The organism is Agrobacterium sp. GW821-FHT14E08 (assembly GCF_058803865.1).
This window is the reverse complement of record NZ_JBXAPJ010000004.1, coordinates 356,804-372,530: the sequence shown is the minus strand read 5'-3', so window position 1 is coordinate 372,530 and position 15,727 is coordinate 356,804. Positions and strand designations below refer to the sequence as shown.

Genomic DNA, 15,727 nt, shown 5'->3' with positions numbered 1-15,727 from the left:
CCTCCTTACGAAATAGCGGGAACGTCGAGCCAGCGGCGTTCCTTCCACGATCTCAGCCCCAGCTCGGCCAGCTGCACGCCCTTTACGCCTTCGATCAGCCCGTAGGGCCACGGGTCATTGTCCACCAGATGGCGGACGAACATTTCCCACTGCGCTTTGAAGCCATTGTCATAGACGACATTGTCCGGCACCTCTTGCCAAGTCTTGTAGAAATCGATGGTCTGCGGCTGGTCGGGGTTCCATACCGGCTTCGGTGTGTTGGTGCGGTGCTGGGTAAAGCATTTTGTCAGGCCCGCCACCGCCGAACCATGCGTGCCGTCCACCTGGAAGGTCACGAGGTCGTCGCGGCGCACACGCACCGCCCATGAGGAGTTGATGTGGGCGATCACGCCGCCTTCCAGCTCGAAGGTGGCATAGGCCGCGTCGTCCGCATCCGCCTTATAGGCTTTGCCCTGCTCATCGAAACGTTCCGGAATATGGGTTGCACCGAGGCAGCTCACCGATTTCACCGGCCCGAACAGATTGTCGAGCACATAACGCCAGTGGCACAGCATATCGAGAATGATGCCGCCGCCATCTTTCAGACGGTAGTTCCATGAGGGGCGCTGCGCCGGCTGCCAGTCGCCCTCGAAAACCCAGTAACCGAATTCGCCACGCACCGAGAGGATTTTGCCGAAGAAGCCGCTGTCGCGTAGCATCGCCAGCTTGCGAAGGCCGGGAAGGAAGAGCTTGTCCTGCACAACGCCGTGTTTGATGCCGGCGCTTTCGGCCAGCCGCGCAATCGCCAGCGCCTCTTCCATCGTGTCGGAAATCGGCTTTTCGCAATAAACGTTCTTGCCGGCCTTGATGGCTTTCTCCAGCAGGCTGCCGCGCATCTGCGTCGTGCCGGCATCGAAGAACAGCGTATCATCAGGGTTTGCCAGTGCGGCGTCGATGTCGGTCGTCCAGCGCGCTACATTGTGCTTTCTGGCGATTTCCTCGATCTTTGCGCCGTTGCGGCCGACCAGAATGGGGTCGAGCATGACCCTTTCGCCGTTCTTCAACAGCACGCCGCCCTGATCGCGAATGGCGAGAACGGAGCGTACGAGATGCTGGTTGTAACCCATGCGGCCGGTGATGCCGTGCATGATGACGCCGATACGTTTCATGAATTTCCTCCCAAGGCGGCCTCTTCCCGAAAGCCGCTTCCGTCAAACATGGCAATTTGTAACCATTTGGTTATTTGTGGTCGTGAAGGATGCGATCTGTCAAGGTGTTTTTGACAGGAAAAATTCACGTCGTGACGACGGTTGGGTTTTCGTGTTTCCACCGCGCCGCAAAAGAAAACGACGCGCTTCGCGGATGCGAATGGCGCGTCGTCGCTGTTGTTAAAGAGGAATTCGGTTTGGCCGGCTCAGACCAGCCGCACTGCAGCAAGCAGGGTATCGACGATATGCTGCCCCCAGCGCTCCAGCTCGGCGGGGTCGGTCAGGTCGCGCTGAAAGATCGTCGACAGCGTGAACCGGTTCGACAGGTAGAAGGCACCGAGCGAAGCGATGGTCAGATAGACGTCGATCGGATCGAGACCGTCGCGGAATTCACCTGCGTCGCTACCGCGCCGCAGCACGTCCTCAAGCTCCGAAATGAAGTTCGAATGCATCGCCGTAATCGTCGGGGATTGCCTAAGATAGCGGGCTTTATTGAGGTTTTCCGTGGCCAGAATGCTGAGGAATTCCGGATGGTCGAGGAAGTAGTGCCAGGTGAAAAGCGCAAGTTCCCGCAAGCCCTCCGAGGGGGCCTTGCGGGCCAGGTCAAGCCGTCTTTCGGTGTGGCGGATATGGCGGTAGGCATCTTCCAGAACGGCGAGATAAAGCGCATCCTTGTCGCCGAAATAATGATAGATCATCCGCTTGTTGGTGCCGGCGCGCCGGGCGACGACATCGATTCGCGCCCCTGCCAGCCCCTTGGCGGCTACTTCGCGGCGGGCAGCTTCAAGGATGGCGGCGCGCGTTCTTTCCGGGTTTCGCACCTGTGTGGTGGCACGCTTGCGCTTGGGCGCAGGCGCTTTTTCCGGAGCCGGATCAGGCTGATGGTTTTTCGTCGTTTCTTCCATTTCATCACCCGCTTGACAATGTTGGCGATCAGTGTTCCCATGTAACCAATTAGTTATAAAACGGCAATAGTCGTTTACGCTCATCATCAATTTGGCAGTCAATAGGGAGGAGTTGCCAATGTCCGTGATGCTTCAGAGGAGAACTGTGCTTTCTGCGGGCCTTGCGGCCCTTTCACTTGCAACATTGGGGGGCGGTTCAGCGCAGGCTCAGGCTGCGCGGCTGCGTATGTTGTGGTGGGGGTCGCAGGAGCGCGCGGATCGTACCAACAAGGCCATATCGGCCTATAAGCAGGTCAAGCCCGATCTCGATATCGCCGGTGAATTCGCCGGCTGGAGCGATTATTGGCCGCGCCTTGCCACGCAGGTGGCGGGCCGCAATGCGCCTGACCTGATCCAGATGGATTATCGTTATATCTTCGAATATGGCCGCCGCGGTGCGCTGGCGCCGCTGGACGATTATATCGGCAAGGGCCTGAAGATCGAAGATTTCGGCAAGATGAACATCGATTCCGGCCGGGTCGACGGCAAGCTTTACGGCATCAATCTGGGTGTCAATTCCAGCGCTGTCTTCTTCGACAGGGCCGCCTGGGAAAAATCCGGTGCGACGCCGCCGTCGATCGGCCAGACCTGGGAGGAGTTTGCCGAAAACGCCGCCAAGCTCAGCAAGAACAAGCCGAAGCCCGGTTATTACGCGACGGCCGATGCCAGCGGTGTGGAACCGAGTTTCGAAAACTGGCTGCGCCAGAACGGCAAATCGCTTTACACGCAGGATGGCGGCATTGGCTTCGATCCGACTGACGCGACCAAATGGTTCACCATGTGGGCGGATCTGCGCAAGAGCGGCGCCTGTGTGCCGGCCGATGTGCAGGCTCTGGACCAGCTCAATATCGAGACGAACCCGCTGACGACAGGCAAGGCGGCGACCGCCTTTGCCCATTCCAACCAGTTCGTGGGTTACCAGGCGCTCAACAAGTCAAAGCTGGCGATCAGCTCCTATCCGAAGAGCAAGAAGGATGGTCCTTCCGGCCATTACCTGAAACCTTCGATGCTGATCAGCGTCGCCAATGGCAGCGCTGGCATCGAGCAGGCGGTGGGCTTCATCAACTTCCTCGTCGCCGAACCGCAGGGTGTCGATATTCTCGGTGTGGAACGCGGCGTTCCGGCATCGGAAGCCATGCGTAACCAGCTGAGCAACAAGCTCGATGCGGTCAGCAAGGTGATGGTGGAATACATTGCCGAAATCACCCCAGGCGTCGGCGATCTGCCGCCGGCACCACCTCCGGGCGCGGGCGAATTCGCCTTCGTCCTCAAGCGCACGGCGGAAGAAGTCGGCTTCGGGAAGATCACTCCGGATGCCGGTGGTGATCGGCTCGTCAAGGAATCTGAAACCGTTATTAAACGGAAGTGATGGCGTATGGCCTTTCGATCTGAAACACTCGTTGAGGAGAGCCGTGGCGCGGCTCTCCCGAAGCGGGGCGGCGTGAAGCGGATTTTCGACCGCAACATTCACGCCTACCTGTTTCTCCTGCCCTGGCTGATTGGCTTTTTTGGCCTTACCCTCGGCCCGGCGCTGGCGTCGCTTTATCTGTCGTTCACCAATTACGACCTGTTGCAATCTCCTGACTGGGTGGGGGCGGCGAACTATGTGCGCATCGCCACCGATGACCCCAAATTTGCCGCCGCCATGCAGGTGACCTTCACCTATGTGCTGCTGTCGGTGCCGTTGAAGCTCATCTTCGCGCTTCTCGTCGCACTCGCCTTCAATCGCGGCATAAAGGCCCTGACGCTTTACCGGGCGATCTTCTATCTGCCGTCGCTGCTCGGCTCCAGCGTGGCGATCGCCGTTCTCTGGCGCCAGCTTTTCGCCTCGGACGGTCTCGTCAACATGATCCTGTGGCAGGCTTTCGGTTATGAAGGACCGAGCTGGATTTCCAATCCGGATTATTCGATCTACACGCTGGTCATCCTGTCCGTCTGGCAGTTCGGCTCGCCGATGATCATCTTCCTCGCAGGGTTGAGGCAAATCCCGCAGGACATGTATGAGGCGGCCGAAATCGACGGTGCGAGCAAGGTGCGGCAGTTCTTCCGCATTACCCTGCCGCTGTTGACGCCGGTGATCTTCTTCAATGCGGTGATCCAGACGATCGACGCCTTCAAGGCCTTCACGCCCGCCTTCATCATCTCCGAAGGCACCGGCGGTCCGATCAACTCGACGCTGTTCTATACGCTCTACCTCTATCAGGAAGCCTTCGGTTTCTTCCGCATGGGATATGCCTCGGCGCTTGCCTGGATATTGGTGATCATCATCTCGCTGTTTACGGCCTTCTCATTCCTCAGCGCGAAATACTGGGTGCATTACGATGACTGACGCTGTTACCGCTCCCCGGCCGGGACAAGGCCCGCAACGCACGCCGCTGAAATCGGTTTTGCTGCACACGGCCCTGATCATCGCTTCCTTTGCGATGCTCTATCCGATCCTGTGGATGATCTCGGGTTCGTTCCGCCCGCAGGACGAGCTGTTCGGCTCCTCCTCGCTCATTCCTTCGTCGGTCGATTTCGGCGGCTATATCCGTGGCTGGTCCGGGCTTCAGGTGAGTTTCGGGCAGTTCTTCTGGAACTCGTTCTTCATCTCGGTGCTCGCTACCATAGGAAACGTGGTCGGCTGCTCGCTCGCCGCCTTCGCTTTTGCCCGGCTGCGTTTCGGCGGGCGCAATTTCTGGTTTGCGCTGATGCTCGGCACCTTGATGCTGCCCTATCATGTCGTGCTGATCCCGCAATATATCCTGTTTCTGGAAATGGGCTGGGTGAACACGTCGCTGCCGCTGATCGTGCCGAAATATCTGGCGACGGATGCCTTCTTCATCTTCCTGATGGTGCAGTTCTTCCGCGGCATTCCGCGCGAGCTGGACGAGGCGGCTGTCATGGATGGCTGCTCGCCCTTCCGCATCTACTGGAAGATCATGCTGCCTTTGTCGCTGCCGGTGCTGGCGACGGCCGCCATCTTTTCCTTCATCTGGACCTGGGACGACTTCTTCGGTCCGCTTATCTATCTGAACGACATCAACACCTACACCGTGCAGCTCGGCCTCAGATCCTTCGTGGATTCCACCGGCAGCTCGGACTGGACCTCGCTTTTCGCCATGTCCAACCTGTCGCTGGTGCCGGTCTTCCTGTTCTTCCTGTTCTTCCAGCGGCTGCTCATCGAAGGCATCGCCACCACCGGAATGAAACGCTGAACGGGACCCGGATCGAGAACGAATTATATCAGACTATCAACACTGTCGCGGCCGCCCCCTGCGCGGCGCGACAGTCGGGAGAAACAGCATGGCAAGCAGTATTACGCTCGAAAAAATCGTCAAGCGGTTCGGCGCTTTTCCGGTCGTTCACGGTATCGATCTCAAGATCGAACCGGGCGAGTTCACCGTTTTCGTCGGCCCCTCGGGCTGCGGAAAATCCACGCTTCTGCGCATGATTGCGGGCCTGGAGGAAATCTCCGAGGGCGATCTTCGCATCGATGGCGAAAGGGTCAACGAAACCGCCGCTTCCAAGCGCGGCATCGCCATGGTCTTCCAGTCCTATGCGCTCTATCCGCATATGAGTGTTTACAAGAACCTTGCCTTCGGGCTGGAAACGGCGGGTTACAAGAAGCCGGAAGTCGAGGCGCGGGTGCAGAAGGCCGCCGATATCCTGCAGATCGGCCCGCTGTTGCAGCGCAAGCCGAAGGCGCTTTCAGGCGGCCAGCGCCAGCGCGTCGCCATTGGACGCGCCATCGTACGCGAGCCGAAAATCTTCCTGTTCGATGAGCCGCTTTCCAACCTCGATGCGGAACTGCGCGTGCAGATGCGTGTCGAAATCGCCAAGCTGCACCAGACGCTCGGCAGCACCATGATCTATGTGACGCATGACCAGGTGGAGGCCATGACCATGGCCGACAAGATCGTGGTGTTGCGCGATGGCCGCATCATGCAGGTCGGCCGGCCGCTCGATCTCTACAACAACCCGGCCAACCAGTTCGTCGCCGGTTTCATCGGCTCGCCGAAGATGAATTTCCTCTCCGCCAAGGTGGCGTCAGGCGACAGCTCCAACCGCACCATCGAGGTGGCCGGCCAGCGCATCGTTCTGGAAAAACCGGTGGCGGCCCAACAGGGCGAACCGCTCACCTTCGGCGTGCGCCCCGAACACGTGAACCCACAGGCGCAATCCTCGCTTGGGGAAGCTTCGATTCAGCTCGTCGAACATCTCGGCGGTTCGACCGTGGTTTATACCAGCACACCCGACGGCCAAGCCGCCACCGTGCTTCTCGACGGCCAGCGCCAGATCCGCATCGGCGAGACCATTCCGTTTGCGTTCGATCTGGCGAAGACGCATCTGTTCGGGGCGGATGGGCGGCGGATATAGCTTACAGAAACGGGTGCGGGAGGAACAAACCCTCCCTCATTCCTGTGCTTGTCACAGGAATCCAGCTGACGCGTGTCTGCGCGGCGAGAAGAGTCTTTTCAGCCCAAGGACTTGGGCTGGCTGGATCCCTGTGACAAGCACAGGGATGAGGGCAGCAGAACGCGTTGTAACAATAGCGAATTTTAGTCCGCCGGGTCCGTTTTAGATAAGGGAAAAGCGGTTCTACGAACCGGCAAGAATCTCGCGCAGCGCCGCCGCATCTTCCAAGAACTGGCTGACATCGTCACCCCTAACGAATTCCAGCATCGCATAGCGCGCCTTCGTCCCACTCTCCGGCAGGGCATCGATGCAGGCCCGCCAATAATCCGCACGCTCGCGAAGGGGCAGGCGGCTGGCGTCTTTGAGCCAGGCGAAGACATGCAGGTGGCCGATGCGTGAGCCGAGCGCCGATATTTCCGCAAGTGCGTCCTCCAGCGGCAGGCCGGGGGCGGGTTGCCAGTAGAAAAAGAGGTTTGGTATCGGCAGGTCCTGCAGAAGTTGCAGGGACGAAGGCAGCGTGTCCGTCAGGGAATTGGGGTGATATTCCAGCCCGATTGTCATGCCGTGGTCGTTCGCCCGGCGGGCTAGTGTCGCCAGCGCTTGTGTTGCTACGAGGCGTTCTGCTGGGGAATAATCGGCAGATGGGCGTTTGCGGCTGCCGGGCCAGATGCGGATATGGCTGGTGCCCAGCGCCTTTGCGGTATCCAGAGTGGCGGTCACATCATCCGGTGCGAAATCCGGCGCGAAGATGTAGGAACCATAGGAGGAAACGGTGAGGCCGGCTTTCGCCGTTCGCGCCGCCACATCCCTCGCATTGTCGAGGTCGCCGGGTGGAACATGGATGTCGCCACCCCATTCGATTGCCTTGATGCCATTTGCGGCGGCAAGCTCGATAACCACCTGCGTCGGCATAGAGCGGAAGGTGACGGAGCAGAGGCCCGGCTCGAAAATTCTCATGCGATCAGTTCCAGATGTTCCGGCCGTATCTGCTGTTGCAATGGTTCCGCCCGGCAGAAACGCTCGATCTCGGCAATCGCCATGTCGCCGAGCCGTGCGCGCTCAAGGCCGACGGCGCCGGCGATATGCGGTGTCAGAAACACATTCGGCAGGCTGTAGAAGGGTGAATTCTGCGGCGGCACTTCCGGATCGGTCACGTCGATGACGGCTTCGATGCGTCCGGTTTTCAGTTCCGCCAGAAGCGCATCTTCATCCACCAGCGCGCCGCGCGCCGTGTTGATCAGGGTTGCGCCGTCCTTCATCCGGGCAAGCGCATCTGCGCCGATCATATGCCGGGTCTGCGGCAGGGATGGCGCATGCAGGGAAATCACGTCGCTCACCAACATCAGCTCATCGAGCGATACAAGGTGCACGCCGAGCTTCTGCGCTTCGGTCACGTTTAAAAAAGGGTCGAAAAGGACGAGATCGAGATCGAAGGGCTTCAGCAGATTGATCACCCGACGCCCGATACGCGACGCCCCGACAATGCCGACCGTCAGGCCGAGATTGCCGATGGCCTGCGATTGCAGGCGGTCGACATTGTCCCGCCCGCGATCCTCCACATAGAGGCGACGGAAACCGAAGGTGCGCTTGCCGGAAAGCAGGATCATCGCCAGCGTAAATTCTGCGACCGGCTGCGCATTCGCCTCGGCTGCGCTGCACACCGTGACGCCACGTTCGAAAACCGCCTGCGACAGGAAATATTTCACCGTGCCGGCAGCATGCGAAATCAGCCGCAGCTCCGGCATTAGCGCCAGTTCGCGAACGCCGATATCGGGACAACCCCAGCCGGTCAGGAGAATATCCGTGCGCGCCAGCTGTTCTTTCACGGATGGATCGTGAAAGTCGCGGATGCAGCGGGTATCGAGAATTTCGACGCTCTGCGACAGCCTTTCGAGCGCCTGTGGCGTCAGCACATGTTGCGTCCGCTCCGGGTCCATGGCGAGACTGAGACGCGCAAGCGGGCCTGTCATTGCGGTTCTCCCGCCGCCGCCATGCTGCTGACCGGGGTGCCTTGTTCCGCAAACAGCCGGTCGAGCGCCTCGATATCGGGATGTGCTGGAACGGCGGCCAGAGCGTTTTTGCTTTCGGTCCCGCTCAAACCCACAAAGACGGCGCAGGCGAGCAGGGTTTCGCCCGCCGGAATGTCGCCCCGCAATTGCGGCACCGTGGTCTTGGCATAAACAAGGCTGGTATTGGGCAGCGCCTTCAGCGCCACGCCCTGGCGGGTTATGCCGGAACCGAGATCGACGATGGCGGATATGTCGGTGCCGCAATCGGCCGTCGCCCGGCCGGGCGCTTCGCTCACGGCATCGCGGTCGCCATCATTGCGGTTGATCGCAAAACCGCCCTCGGTGACCGATAGGGGCCGCGCGGAGGTGATGCGGTGAAGCCTGACATGCCAGTCACCAGCCGCAACCAGCGTCGTTTCGACCGTCACATCCGGGAATGGTTTCCATGTCGCCCGCAGGCTTTCCCCGGCCAGCAGAACCTTTTCATTGGTTTCGCGCACGCGGTAATGCAGGCCGTCTTCAGAGAAGGCCAGCATATTGTCGAAACCATTGGTCTTGAAGCCCCGCTCGTCCACTTCCACGCCGAAACCGTAGCGGGAGGAATAGGCGAATTTGGCATATTTCTCCGGCCCGCCGCGCATCGACAGGTTTTCCTGCCCGCTGGAAAGCGCGGTGACGTTGCCTTTGCTGCGCATCATCACCATGCCGGGATGAACGAGCGGCCGTGGTTTTTGCGATGTTTCGGGCAGCTTTTCTTCCGCCTGCCAGAAGGGATGGCTTTCAGGCAAAGCGAGCGGCAGGAAGGCCTTGAAGGCCCAATAGGGTGAGCCCGCCGAATTATAACTTTCCGACATGGTGAGCTGCGGATAGGCATAACCGATGGAAAGCACACCATCGCGGTCGGCGATCGGCTTGTTCGCCCACCAGCGCAGATGCTGCAGATACAGCCCCTTGATCTCGCCCCAGGGCAGCGCTTCCTCATCGGCAAAGGCAAGGCCGGCCCAGAAGCCGCCGCAGGCGAAACGGTAGGTCATGGAGCGGCCGAAGGCCAGCGTGCCGCCATCCTCGTCGAACCAGCTGGCGAAATCCTTTGCGAAGAGCCGGGCGCGTTCGCGGTAGCGCTCGGCGAAGGCATCGCCCGGCTTGCTGAGCTTCGCATAGATCAGGCCGTAAAAATGCATGGCGAAGGCGATGTAATGGTCGATGCGGCGGTAGTTGCCATCGCGATACCAGCCGTCGGCAATGTAAAACCCGTCCAGCTCCGTCTGGAATGTCTCCGTCAGGCTACGGTCAAATTCGATGCCGAGATGATCGAGCGCCATGTCGACCATTATCCGGAAAAATTTCCAGTTATTGTCGGCATAGATACGCTCGCGCGCCGTCAGCAGATAGCGGCGCACATTGCCTTTCTGTCCGTCGGACAGTGGTTCCCACAAATGTTGCGGGGCAAGCCGAAGTGCAAAGCCGAGGGCGGCGAGCTCCACCAGACGCTGGTCCTTCTGGCGCACGTCGCCCCAGTAATCGGGATGGGCGGGGTCTGTGCCGTTGGCGATGCCCTTGGCCAGAAGCGGCCAATGAGCAAACGTATCGCCGCTAAGCGCCAGCGGCGCGATGCCCCAAAGCGGCCGTGCAAATCCTTCCAGATCGGCCGCCGCCCGGTCGAAATGCGCGGCGGCGCCGCTCAGCGTCACCCTTGCGCCGCTTTCGGAAAAATAGGGAAGCAGAGGTGCGAAACTGTCGTCCAGCGCCCGCCGCACGTCGGCGCGGGTCTTGAGCGGATTGCCGTTTAGCGGATTGAAACGGGTCATTGGATCATTATTTGCCGCATCATGCATTGCGTATCGCCTTTTCCATCTTCTTCGCCTGACCGGCCGTCTGTCCTTCCACCAGCTGCACACCCAGCTGAACCTGCCGGGCATTGGCCGAAGGTTCCGTCAGCCGGCGGCGCATCAGCTCCACCGCCTCGCGGGCAATCTCGCGGCGGTCGACCCGGATGGTGCTGAGCCGCGGTGTGGAGAGTTCGGCAAAGGGAAGGTCGTCGAAACCGATAATCGAAAGGTCGTCCGGTACGGCAAGGCCAAGCTCCTGCGCCGCGCCAAGCGCGCCAAGCGCAATGGCGTCATTCATGCAGAAAATACCGGTCAGATCGGGGTTTTTGGCCAAAAGCTGACGAACCGCATCGCCGGCCTGCCCAAAGCCGCTATCCGCCGTCGAAAGCAGAAATTCCTCATAGGTGGTTCCCTTGTCCTCCAGGATCGTATGCCGGAAGCCGCGCATGCGTTCTCTGATGGTGTGGCGGTGCTCCGGGCCGATATAGGCAACCTTGCGGTGGCCCAGTTCCAGCAGCCGCCGTGCCGCCATCGCGCCGCCGTAAAAATTGGAAGGCGAGACGCAATCCAGCATCATCGAGGGATCGGCGCTATTGACCAGAACCGGTTGCAGCACGCCCTGCGTGATGCGGTGAATGATTTCCTCTTCCGGATCAAGGCCAATGGCGAGAAGGCCATCAACCTCGCAGACCCGCTGCGTGAGCGCCTCGTCGATCTGCTTCTGGTGCAGCAGCCGGATATCGAGCTCGAAACCATCCGTCTGGGAAAGGCTGCGCAGCATGTCGAAAATATCGTGATAAAAAGCGCCGATATCGCCGGTCGCCCTCTCGGCGGACATGAGGGCGAGAATTTTCTTGCCCTCCAGCGACACGCCGCCCGCCTGGCTCGTAACGGGCCGCAGCGGATAACCGAGTTCCGCCGCCACACCCAGAACCTTGGTCTGTATCGATGCGCTGATGCCTTTTTCCCCGGCGAGGACGCGCGACACGGTGCTGATGGAAACCCCTGCGCGCTGGGCGATATCCGACTGGCGCGGGCGGCTGATGTCGGGCGTATCGTTCATGTCGTCTCCTGCGCTTGCAAAAAATTCTATTATGATGCAAATATTGCAAATAAGGAAAATTTGCAAGAATTTAAGTGATAAGTGAGAAATTTGCAAAACGCGGGAGGAGCAGATGCAAACTATCGATAGACGTGGATTTTTGGTGACGGCGGCACTGGCCGGTCTTGGCGCGGCGGCGGGCGGTTTCCGCGCAATGGCGGCCGAAACCCGGCTTCGTTGCGTATGGTGGGGGTCGGCTGACCGCAACAAACGTACCAATGAGGTGATCTCCCTTTATCAGAAGGCTGATCCGCAAACGGTGGTCAGTGGAGAGATGATCGCCGGTTCCGATTACTGGACCAAACTTGCGACATCCATGGCGGGACGCAACGTCGCCGATATCTTCCAGCTCGAGCCTTCCACCATTGCCGATTATTCCGGCCGTGGCGCCTGCATGGAGCTAGATCAGTTCGTCGGCTCGGCGCTCGATCTTTCCAGCTTCGGCAAAAGCGAGATCGATCTTTGCCGCATCGACGGCAAGCTTTACGGCGTCGGTCTCGGGCTGAATTCCTTCTGCATGATGTACGATGCCGAGACGCTGAAGGAAGCGGGCGTCTCCGTGCCGAAGGAGCAGATCACCTGGAAGGCGCTGGCGGAACTGGCGCGTGACTTCAAGAAGAACGCTCCGGCAAAACGAAACTACTGGGCTGTGCCCTATGGCGGGCGTTATCACTATGTCTTTGATGTCTGGCTGCGCCAGCGCGGCAAGCTCCTGTTCCAGGACGGCACCATCGGCTTCAACAAGGAAGACGCCAAGGAATGGTTCGCCTATTGGGAGGACCTGCGCGAAAACAAGCTCTGCGTCTCCGCCGATATCCAGACGCGTGACGATAATACCATCGAATCCAACGCGCTGACCCTTGGCAATTCGGCAATCGGTTTTGCCTATTCCAACCAGCTCGTGGGTTACCAGGCGCTCAACAAGAAGACGCTGTCGATCGGCATGCTGCCGGGCGAGGGGGCGGGCAAGCCGACCGGGCATTATTACCGGCCGGGCCTCATCTGGTGCATTTCGTCCACCTCTACCAATCCGGAAGCGGCGGCGAAGTTCATCAACTTCTTCGTCAACGATCTGGATGCCGGCAAGGTTCTCGGTGTCGAGCGTGGCGTACCGCCAGCGAAGAAAGTGCGTGAAGCGGTGTTGCCGAGCCTCAACGAGACCGAACGCAAAACGGTGGATTACATCGAAAGCCTGTCTGGCAAGCTCGATCCCTATCCGGAGCCTGCCCCGATTGGCGCCAATGAGTTCGACCGTGGGGTGATGCGCCCCATCGCCGACTCGCTCGCTTTCGGCCGCGCCAGCGTGGACGAGGCGGCGCAAAACCTTGTCGACACCGGCACGCGGACCCTGCGCAAGCGCGGATGACGACGAGGGGGGCACCGCACGCGGCGTCGAAACCGCGGGGCGGTGCCCCGATCCTGCCTTTTAAGTCCAGGTCCTATTCGCGTTCGGTCAGCTTGAGATGTTTGCTGACGGAAACGGCCATGCCGCGCCGGCTGACGCCGAGCTTGGCATAGATGTTCTTCAGATGGAATTTTACGGTCGCTTCGGAAAGTCCGAGATCGCGGGCCATTTCCTTGTTGCTGCGGCCTTCGGAGAGAAGTTTCAAAACGGTGGTTTCCCGGCCGCTCAGAAGGCCTGCGGCGTGTGCTGCGCCATCTTCGTTGCCGCCCAGCGGCACGATGGTGCGTGGCTGGCGGCCAAGACCGTGTCCGACAATGCGGCTCATGAATTCCACGGCATTCGGGCTGAACACCTTCAGCCCGAAGCGGCGCACGATGGCGCGCAACGTGGTGGCCAGTTCGTGGCCCTCATCGGTAAAGAGCTGCGTCGCTTCGTGAGCGCGGGCAAGGGCGATGGCCGATTGCAGATAGGCGAAGGCCTGTTGCTGGCGGCCGGTTTTCCATGACGCCTGCACCGCCATGATCTCGGCCAGCATGCGATGATAGGCGCGGCCGGACGCCTTGGCGGAAAGGATCAGGGCTTCAAGCGTTTGCAGTGCCTGTGGCGCCAGTCCCTGTGCAAGCGCCAGCCGGGCGGCTGCGATGTCAAAGTCATAAGCCTCCCGCCACGTCCAGTTGTCGGGGCCGCCTGCCTCTTTGAGTGTTTCCACACGCTCCATCGCCTGTGTTGCCGATTCGATCATGCCGGCCCTGACGAGCAGGTCGACACGCATGATGCCGGCGGCGGTCTTCAACCGGGGCAGGTCACGCTCCACAGCCACCTCCTCGGCCTTGTCGATTGCCGCGGCGGCGGCGTCGAAGCCGCTGACCTGAAGGCGGCTGCGGGCCAGCAGCCAGAACAGCCGCATGAAGAGATCGACCCAGCTTTCGCCGCGGATCAGCGGCTCCACGCATTCCGTCAGCGTCTGCTCGACATGAAGCACCTCGCCCTGCTGATACAGCACATCGGCTGTTGCAAGGCGCACGATGGCGAGCAGGTTTCGATCCGTCCAGTGCACCCGTTCCACCAGTTCCTCGGCTTCCCGGCAAAATTGCAGGGCGGCGGAAAACTCACCGGTCAGCGTGCTGACGAGGCCAAGGTGGATGAGCATGAAGACCTGGGCATAGGGCGTTTTTTCCTCGCGGTAATAGCCGAGAGCCTTGAGCGCCGCCCGGCGTGCCTCTTCGAGGTCGCCCGTGCGGGTGTAAATGATGCAGAGATGGTTGAAGAGCCAGGCCAGCTCCCATGTGGCATGTGGCGGCAGGGCAGCGGCCGCCCGTTCCAGCCTTTGCGCCTCGGCCACGCTCATGCGGCGATCTTCGTAAACATCGATCAGGCTGTCGATATGGTCGAGCACGCTGCGGTCGACGACGGCAAGTGCGGCAGCGGACCATTCGCCGTTTTCTTTCAGAATGTCGAGCCGCTCGCGCCCGGCCGCCGCATTGCCGCGCTTGGAGAGCACCACGGCATAACAGACCATCAGGCCCGGCGAGGCATGCAGGATTTCCGGTGGAAAATTATCGATCAGATGCTCGAGCACCTGATGTCCCGCCCTGAGGAAAATATCGACGCCGCCCGCCTTGCCGATAATTTCTTCCGCCATGTGGAAATCGCCGCTCTGGGCCGCGTGGGAAACCGCTCGTTCCAGATGGGCGCGCGTTGCGAACCAGACGGCGGCCTGTCGATGCAGCGCCTTTTTCTCCGCGTCCGAAACGAATGCGGTGTCCCGTTCCAGGCAGGTGCGCAGCACGGGGTGCAGCGAAAGCCAGCCGTTCGCCCCGTTTTCTATGATGGGATGCATGGCTTCCAGCATTGCCAGATCCTCTTCGGGCAGGCTGGGGAGACCGAGATCGGATGCAAGATCGAGGCGAAATTCCGAGAAGGGCGACAAACGGCGCAGGGTGGACAAAAGTGCCGGAGAAAGCCGGTTGATGACGGTTTCACGGACGTAATCGGTCAGGTCGTGGTGGGTGCCGGCAAGGAGCACACGGCGCTCCTCTTCCGTCGGGTTGCCGGTGACGATGCCGGCGGCGAGCTGTGCCAGCGCCGGCCAGCCGCGGGTGATCTCCATCAAAGGATCGACAAGCGCCGACATTGCGCCGCGTGACAGAAGCCGCCGCAGTTCGGATCGTCCGAATTCGAGTTCCCGGGCGGTCACTTCCGCCAGCACGCCGCGCGCCTTCAGCCGGGCAAGCGGCAATTGCGCGGGAGAGCAGGAAGAGCAGGCGATGCGTAGCGTATCCGGCGCGGCAAGGATGAGCCGCTCCAGCAGCCGGTGCTGGCCGCCCGTGTCGATTTCGTCGATATTATCGATGAAGAGAATGGTGAGGCCATCACGCCGCGCCACGGCTTCCATGGCGTCCATCAGCCCGTCCTGCATGTCCGCCATCACGGCAAGGCCGAGCGACTGACGCAATTCGCCGACGAACCGTTCAGGGGATGCGATGCCCGAAGCGTTGAGCCAGGAGCAATGGGAAACCGCCGTTTCGCGCAGGCCCGGCAGGGTAAGCGTGCCGTCCACCAGCCGCTCATAGGCCGCTTTCATCAGGGCGGTCTTGCCGAAACCGGGCGGCGCGCGCAGCACGACGATCTGCCTTGAAAGCCCCGCTGCCAGCTTCGAAAGCAGGTAGGGCCGCTCGATGCCTGAAAAAAGCATGCGGGGCGGGCTGAAGCGCAGCCCGGCACCGGTAAAGGTTCTGACGGCATGCGACGGCTTTTCACGCAAGACACGGCTCGGCATCGGTCCTCTTTCGTCACTCAACGACCGGCCCCTGCCGGAGTGGCGTCCGGGAAGGGCGGGATATTATCAGTGCC

Annotated in this window: 12 protein-coding genes; 5 read left to right on the top strand and 7 right to left on the bottom strand. The window is 60.6% G+C overall.

Translation table 11 applies throughout. The features are described 5' to 3' along the window. Positions 1-5 precede the first annotated feature (5 nt). Positions 6-1,148 carry a Gfo/Idh/MocA family protein gene (locus AC1ROR_RS17875; protein ID WP_498590231.1) on the bottom strand — a complete coding sequence of 381 codons (1,143 nt, stop codon included), beginning with the start codon at positions 1,146-1,148 and terminating at the stop codon, positions 6-8. 245 nt (positions 1,149-1,393) lie between these two features. Next, positions 1,394-2,092 (bottom strand): TetR/AcrR family transcriptional regulator, encoded by a 699-nt coding sequence (locus AC1ROR_RS17870; protein WP_498590230.1) that lies wholly within the window; start codon positions 2,090-2,092, stop codon positions 1,394-1,396. Positions 2,093-2,210: 118 nt separating this feature from the next. Between AC1ROR_RS17870 and AC1ROR_RS17865 the strand changes: the two genes are divergently transcribed. The 4 genes from AC1ROR_RS17865 (at position 2,211) to AC1ROR_RS17850 (ending at position 6,490) form a co-directional block, all read left to right on the top strand. Next, on the top strand, positions 2,211-3,500 hold the full coding sequence (locus AC1ROR_RS17865; protein ID WP_035225596.1) for an ABC transporter substrate-binding protein: 1,290 nt from the start codon (positions 2,211-2,213) through the stop codon (positions 3,498-3,500). Between the two features lie 6 nt (positions 3,501-3,506). Beyond that, complete coding sequence (locus AC1ROR_RS17860) at positions 3,507-4,460, top strand: carbohydrate ABC transporter permease (protein ID WP_035225591.1); 954 nt, start codon at positions 3,507-3,509, stop codon at positions 4,458-4,460. Beyond that, entirely contained in the window at positions 4,453-5,328 is an 876-nt protein-coding gene (locus tag AC1ROR_RS17855; protein ID WP_035225589.1) for a carbohydrate ABC transporter permease, read from the top strand. The genes AC1ROR_RS17860 and AC1ROR_RS17855 overlap by 8 nt, the downstream gene beginning before the upstream one ends. 88 nt (positions 5,329-5,416) lie before the next feature. Then, positions 5,417-6,490, top strand: coding sequence for an ABC transporter ATP-binding protein (locus AC1ROR_RS17850; protein WP_080836999.1), 1,074 nt, complete (start codon positions 5,417-5,419; stop codon positions 6,488-6,490). A gap of 222 nt (positions 6,491-6,712) precedes the next feature. Here the strand turns inward: AC1ROR_RS17850 and AC1ROR_RS17845 are convergent, their stop codons facing one another. Genes AC1ROR_RS17845 through AC1ROR_RS17830 form a run of 4 tightly spaced genes read right to left on the bottom strand, consistent with a single transcriptional unit; the run spans position 6,713 to position 11,430 of the window. After that, positions 6,713-7,486, bottom strand: coding sequence for a sugar phosphate isomerase/epimerase family protein (locus AC1ROR_RS17845; protein WP_498590229.1), 774 nt, complete (start codon positions 7,484-7,486; stop codon positions 6,713-6,715). Next, on the bottom strand, positions 7,483-8,499 hold the full coding sequence (locus tag AC1ROR_RS17840) for a hydroxyacid dehydrogenase (RefSeq protein WP_498590228.1): 1,017 nt from the start codon (positions 8,497-8,499) through the stop codon (positions 7,483-7,485). Before AC1ROR_RS17840 ends, AC1ROR_RS17845 begins: the two co-directional genes overlap by 4 nt. Beyond that, positions 8,496-10,373, bottom strand: coding sequence for a DUF2264 domain-containing protein (locus tag AC1ROR_RS17835; protein WP_498590227.1), 1,878 nt, complete (start codon positions 10,371-10,373; stop codon positions 8,496-8,498). The genes AC1ROR_RS17840 and AC1ROR_RS17835 overlap by 4 nt, the downstream gene beginning before the upstream one ends. Further along, positions 10,366-11,430, bottom strand: coding sequence for a LacI family DNA-binding transcriptional regulator (locus AC1ROR_RS17830; protein ID WP_498590226.1), 1,065 nt, complete (start codon positions 11,428-11,430; stop codon positions 10,366-10,368). The genes AC1ROR_RS17835 and AC1ROR_RS17830 overlap by 8 nt, the downstream gene beginning before the upstream one ends. 112 nt (positions 11,431-11,542) lie before the next feature. Between AC1ROR_RS17830 and AC1ROR_RS17825 the strand changes: the two genes are divergently transcribed. Next, positions 11,543-12,835, top strand: a complete 1,293-nt coding sequence (locus AC1ROR_RS17825; protein ID WP_035225569.1) for an ABC transporter substrate-binding protein — start codon at positions 11,543-11,545, stop codon at positions 12,833-12,835. Between the two features lie 73 nt (positions 12,836-12,908). Here the strand turns inward: AC1ROR_RS17825 and AC1ROR_RS17820 are convergent, their stop codons facing one another. After that, positions 12,909-15,674: a LuxR C-terminal-related transcriptional regulator gene (locus tag AC1ROR_RS17820; protein ID WP_498590225.1), complete on the bottom strand. Its 2,766-nt coding sequence runs from the start codon at positions 15,672-15,674 to the stop codon at positions 12,909-12,911. Between the last annotated feature and the right edge of the window lie 53 nt (positions 15,675-15,727).

Bases quoted from the DNA above. Each gene is read 5' to 3' on its own strand.
- AC1ROR_RS17870 (WP_498590230.1), bottom strand. From the start codon at position 2,092: ATGGAAGAAACGACGAAAAACCATCAGCCTGATCCGGCTCCGGAAAAA.
- AC1ROR_RS17855 (WP_035225589.1), top strand. From the start codon at position 4,453: ATGACTGACGCTGTTACCGCTCCCCGGCCGGGACAAGGCCCGCAACGC.
- AC1ROR_RS17850 (WP_080836999.1), top strand. From the start codon at position 5,417: ATGGCAAGCAGTATTACGCTCGAAAAAATCGTCAAGCGGTTCGGCGCT.
- AC1ROR_RS17875 (WP_498590231.1), bottom strand. From the start codon at position 1,148: ATGAAACGTATCGGCGTCATCATGCACGGCATCACCGGCCGCATGGGT.
- AC1ROR_RS17825 (WP_035225569.1), top strand. From the start codon at position 11,543: ATGCAAACTATCGATAGACGTGGATTTTTGGTGACGGCGGCACTGGCC.
- AC1ROR_RS17835 (WP_498590227.1), bottom strand. From the start codon at position 10,373: ATGCATGATGCGGCAAATAATGATCCAATGACCCGTTTCAATCCGCTA.
- AC1ROR_RS17860 (WP_035225591.1), top strand. From the start codon at position 3,507: ATGGCCTTTCGATCTGAAACACTCGTTGAGGAGAGCCGTGGCGCGGCT.
- AC1ROR_RS17830 (WP_498590226.1), bottom strand. From the start codon at position 11,430: ATGAACGATACGCCCGACATCAGCCGCCCGCGCCAGTCGGATATCGCC.
- AC1ROR_RS17845 (WP_498590229.1), bottom strand. From the start codon at position 7,486: ATGAGAATTTTCGAGCCGGGCCTCTGCTCCGTCACCTTCCGCTCTATG.
- AC1ROR_RS17865 (WP_035225596.1), top strand. From the start codon at position 2,211: ATGTCCGTGATGCTTCAGAGGAGAACTGTGCTTTCTGCGGGCCTTGCG.
- AC1ROR_RS17840 (WP_498590228.1), bottom strand. From the start codon at position 8,499: ATGACAGGCCCGCTTGCGCGTCTCAGTCTCGCCATGGACCCGGAGCGG.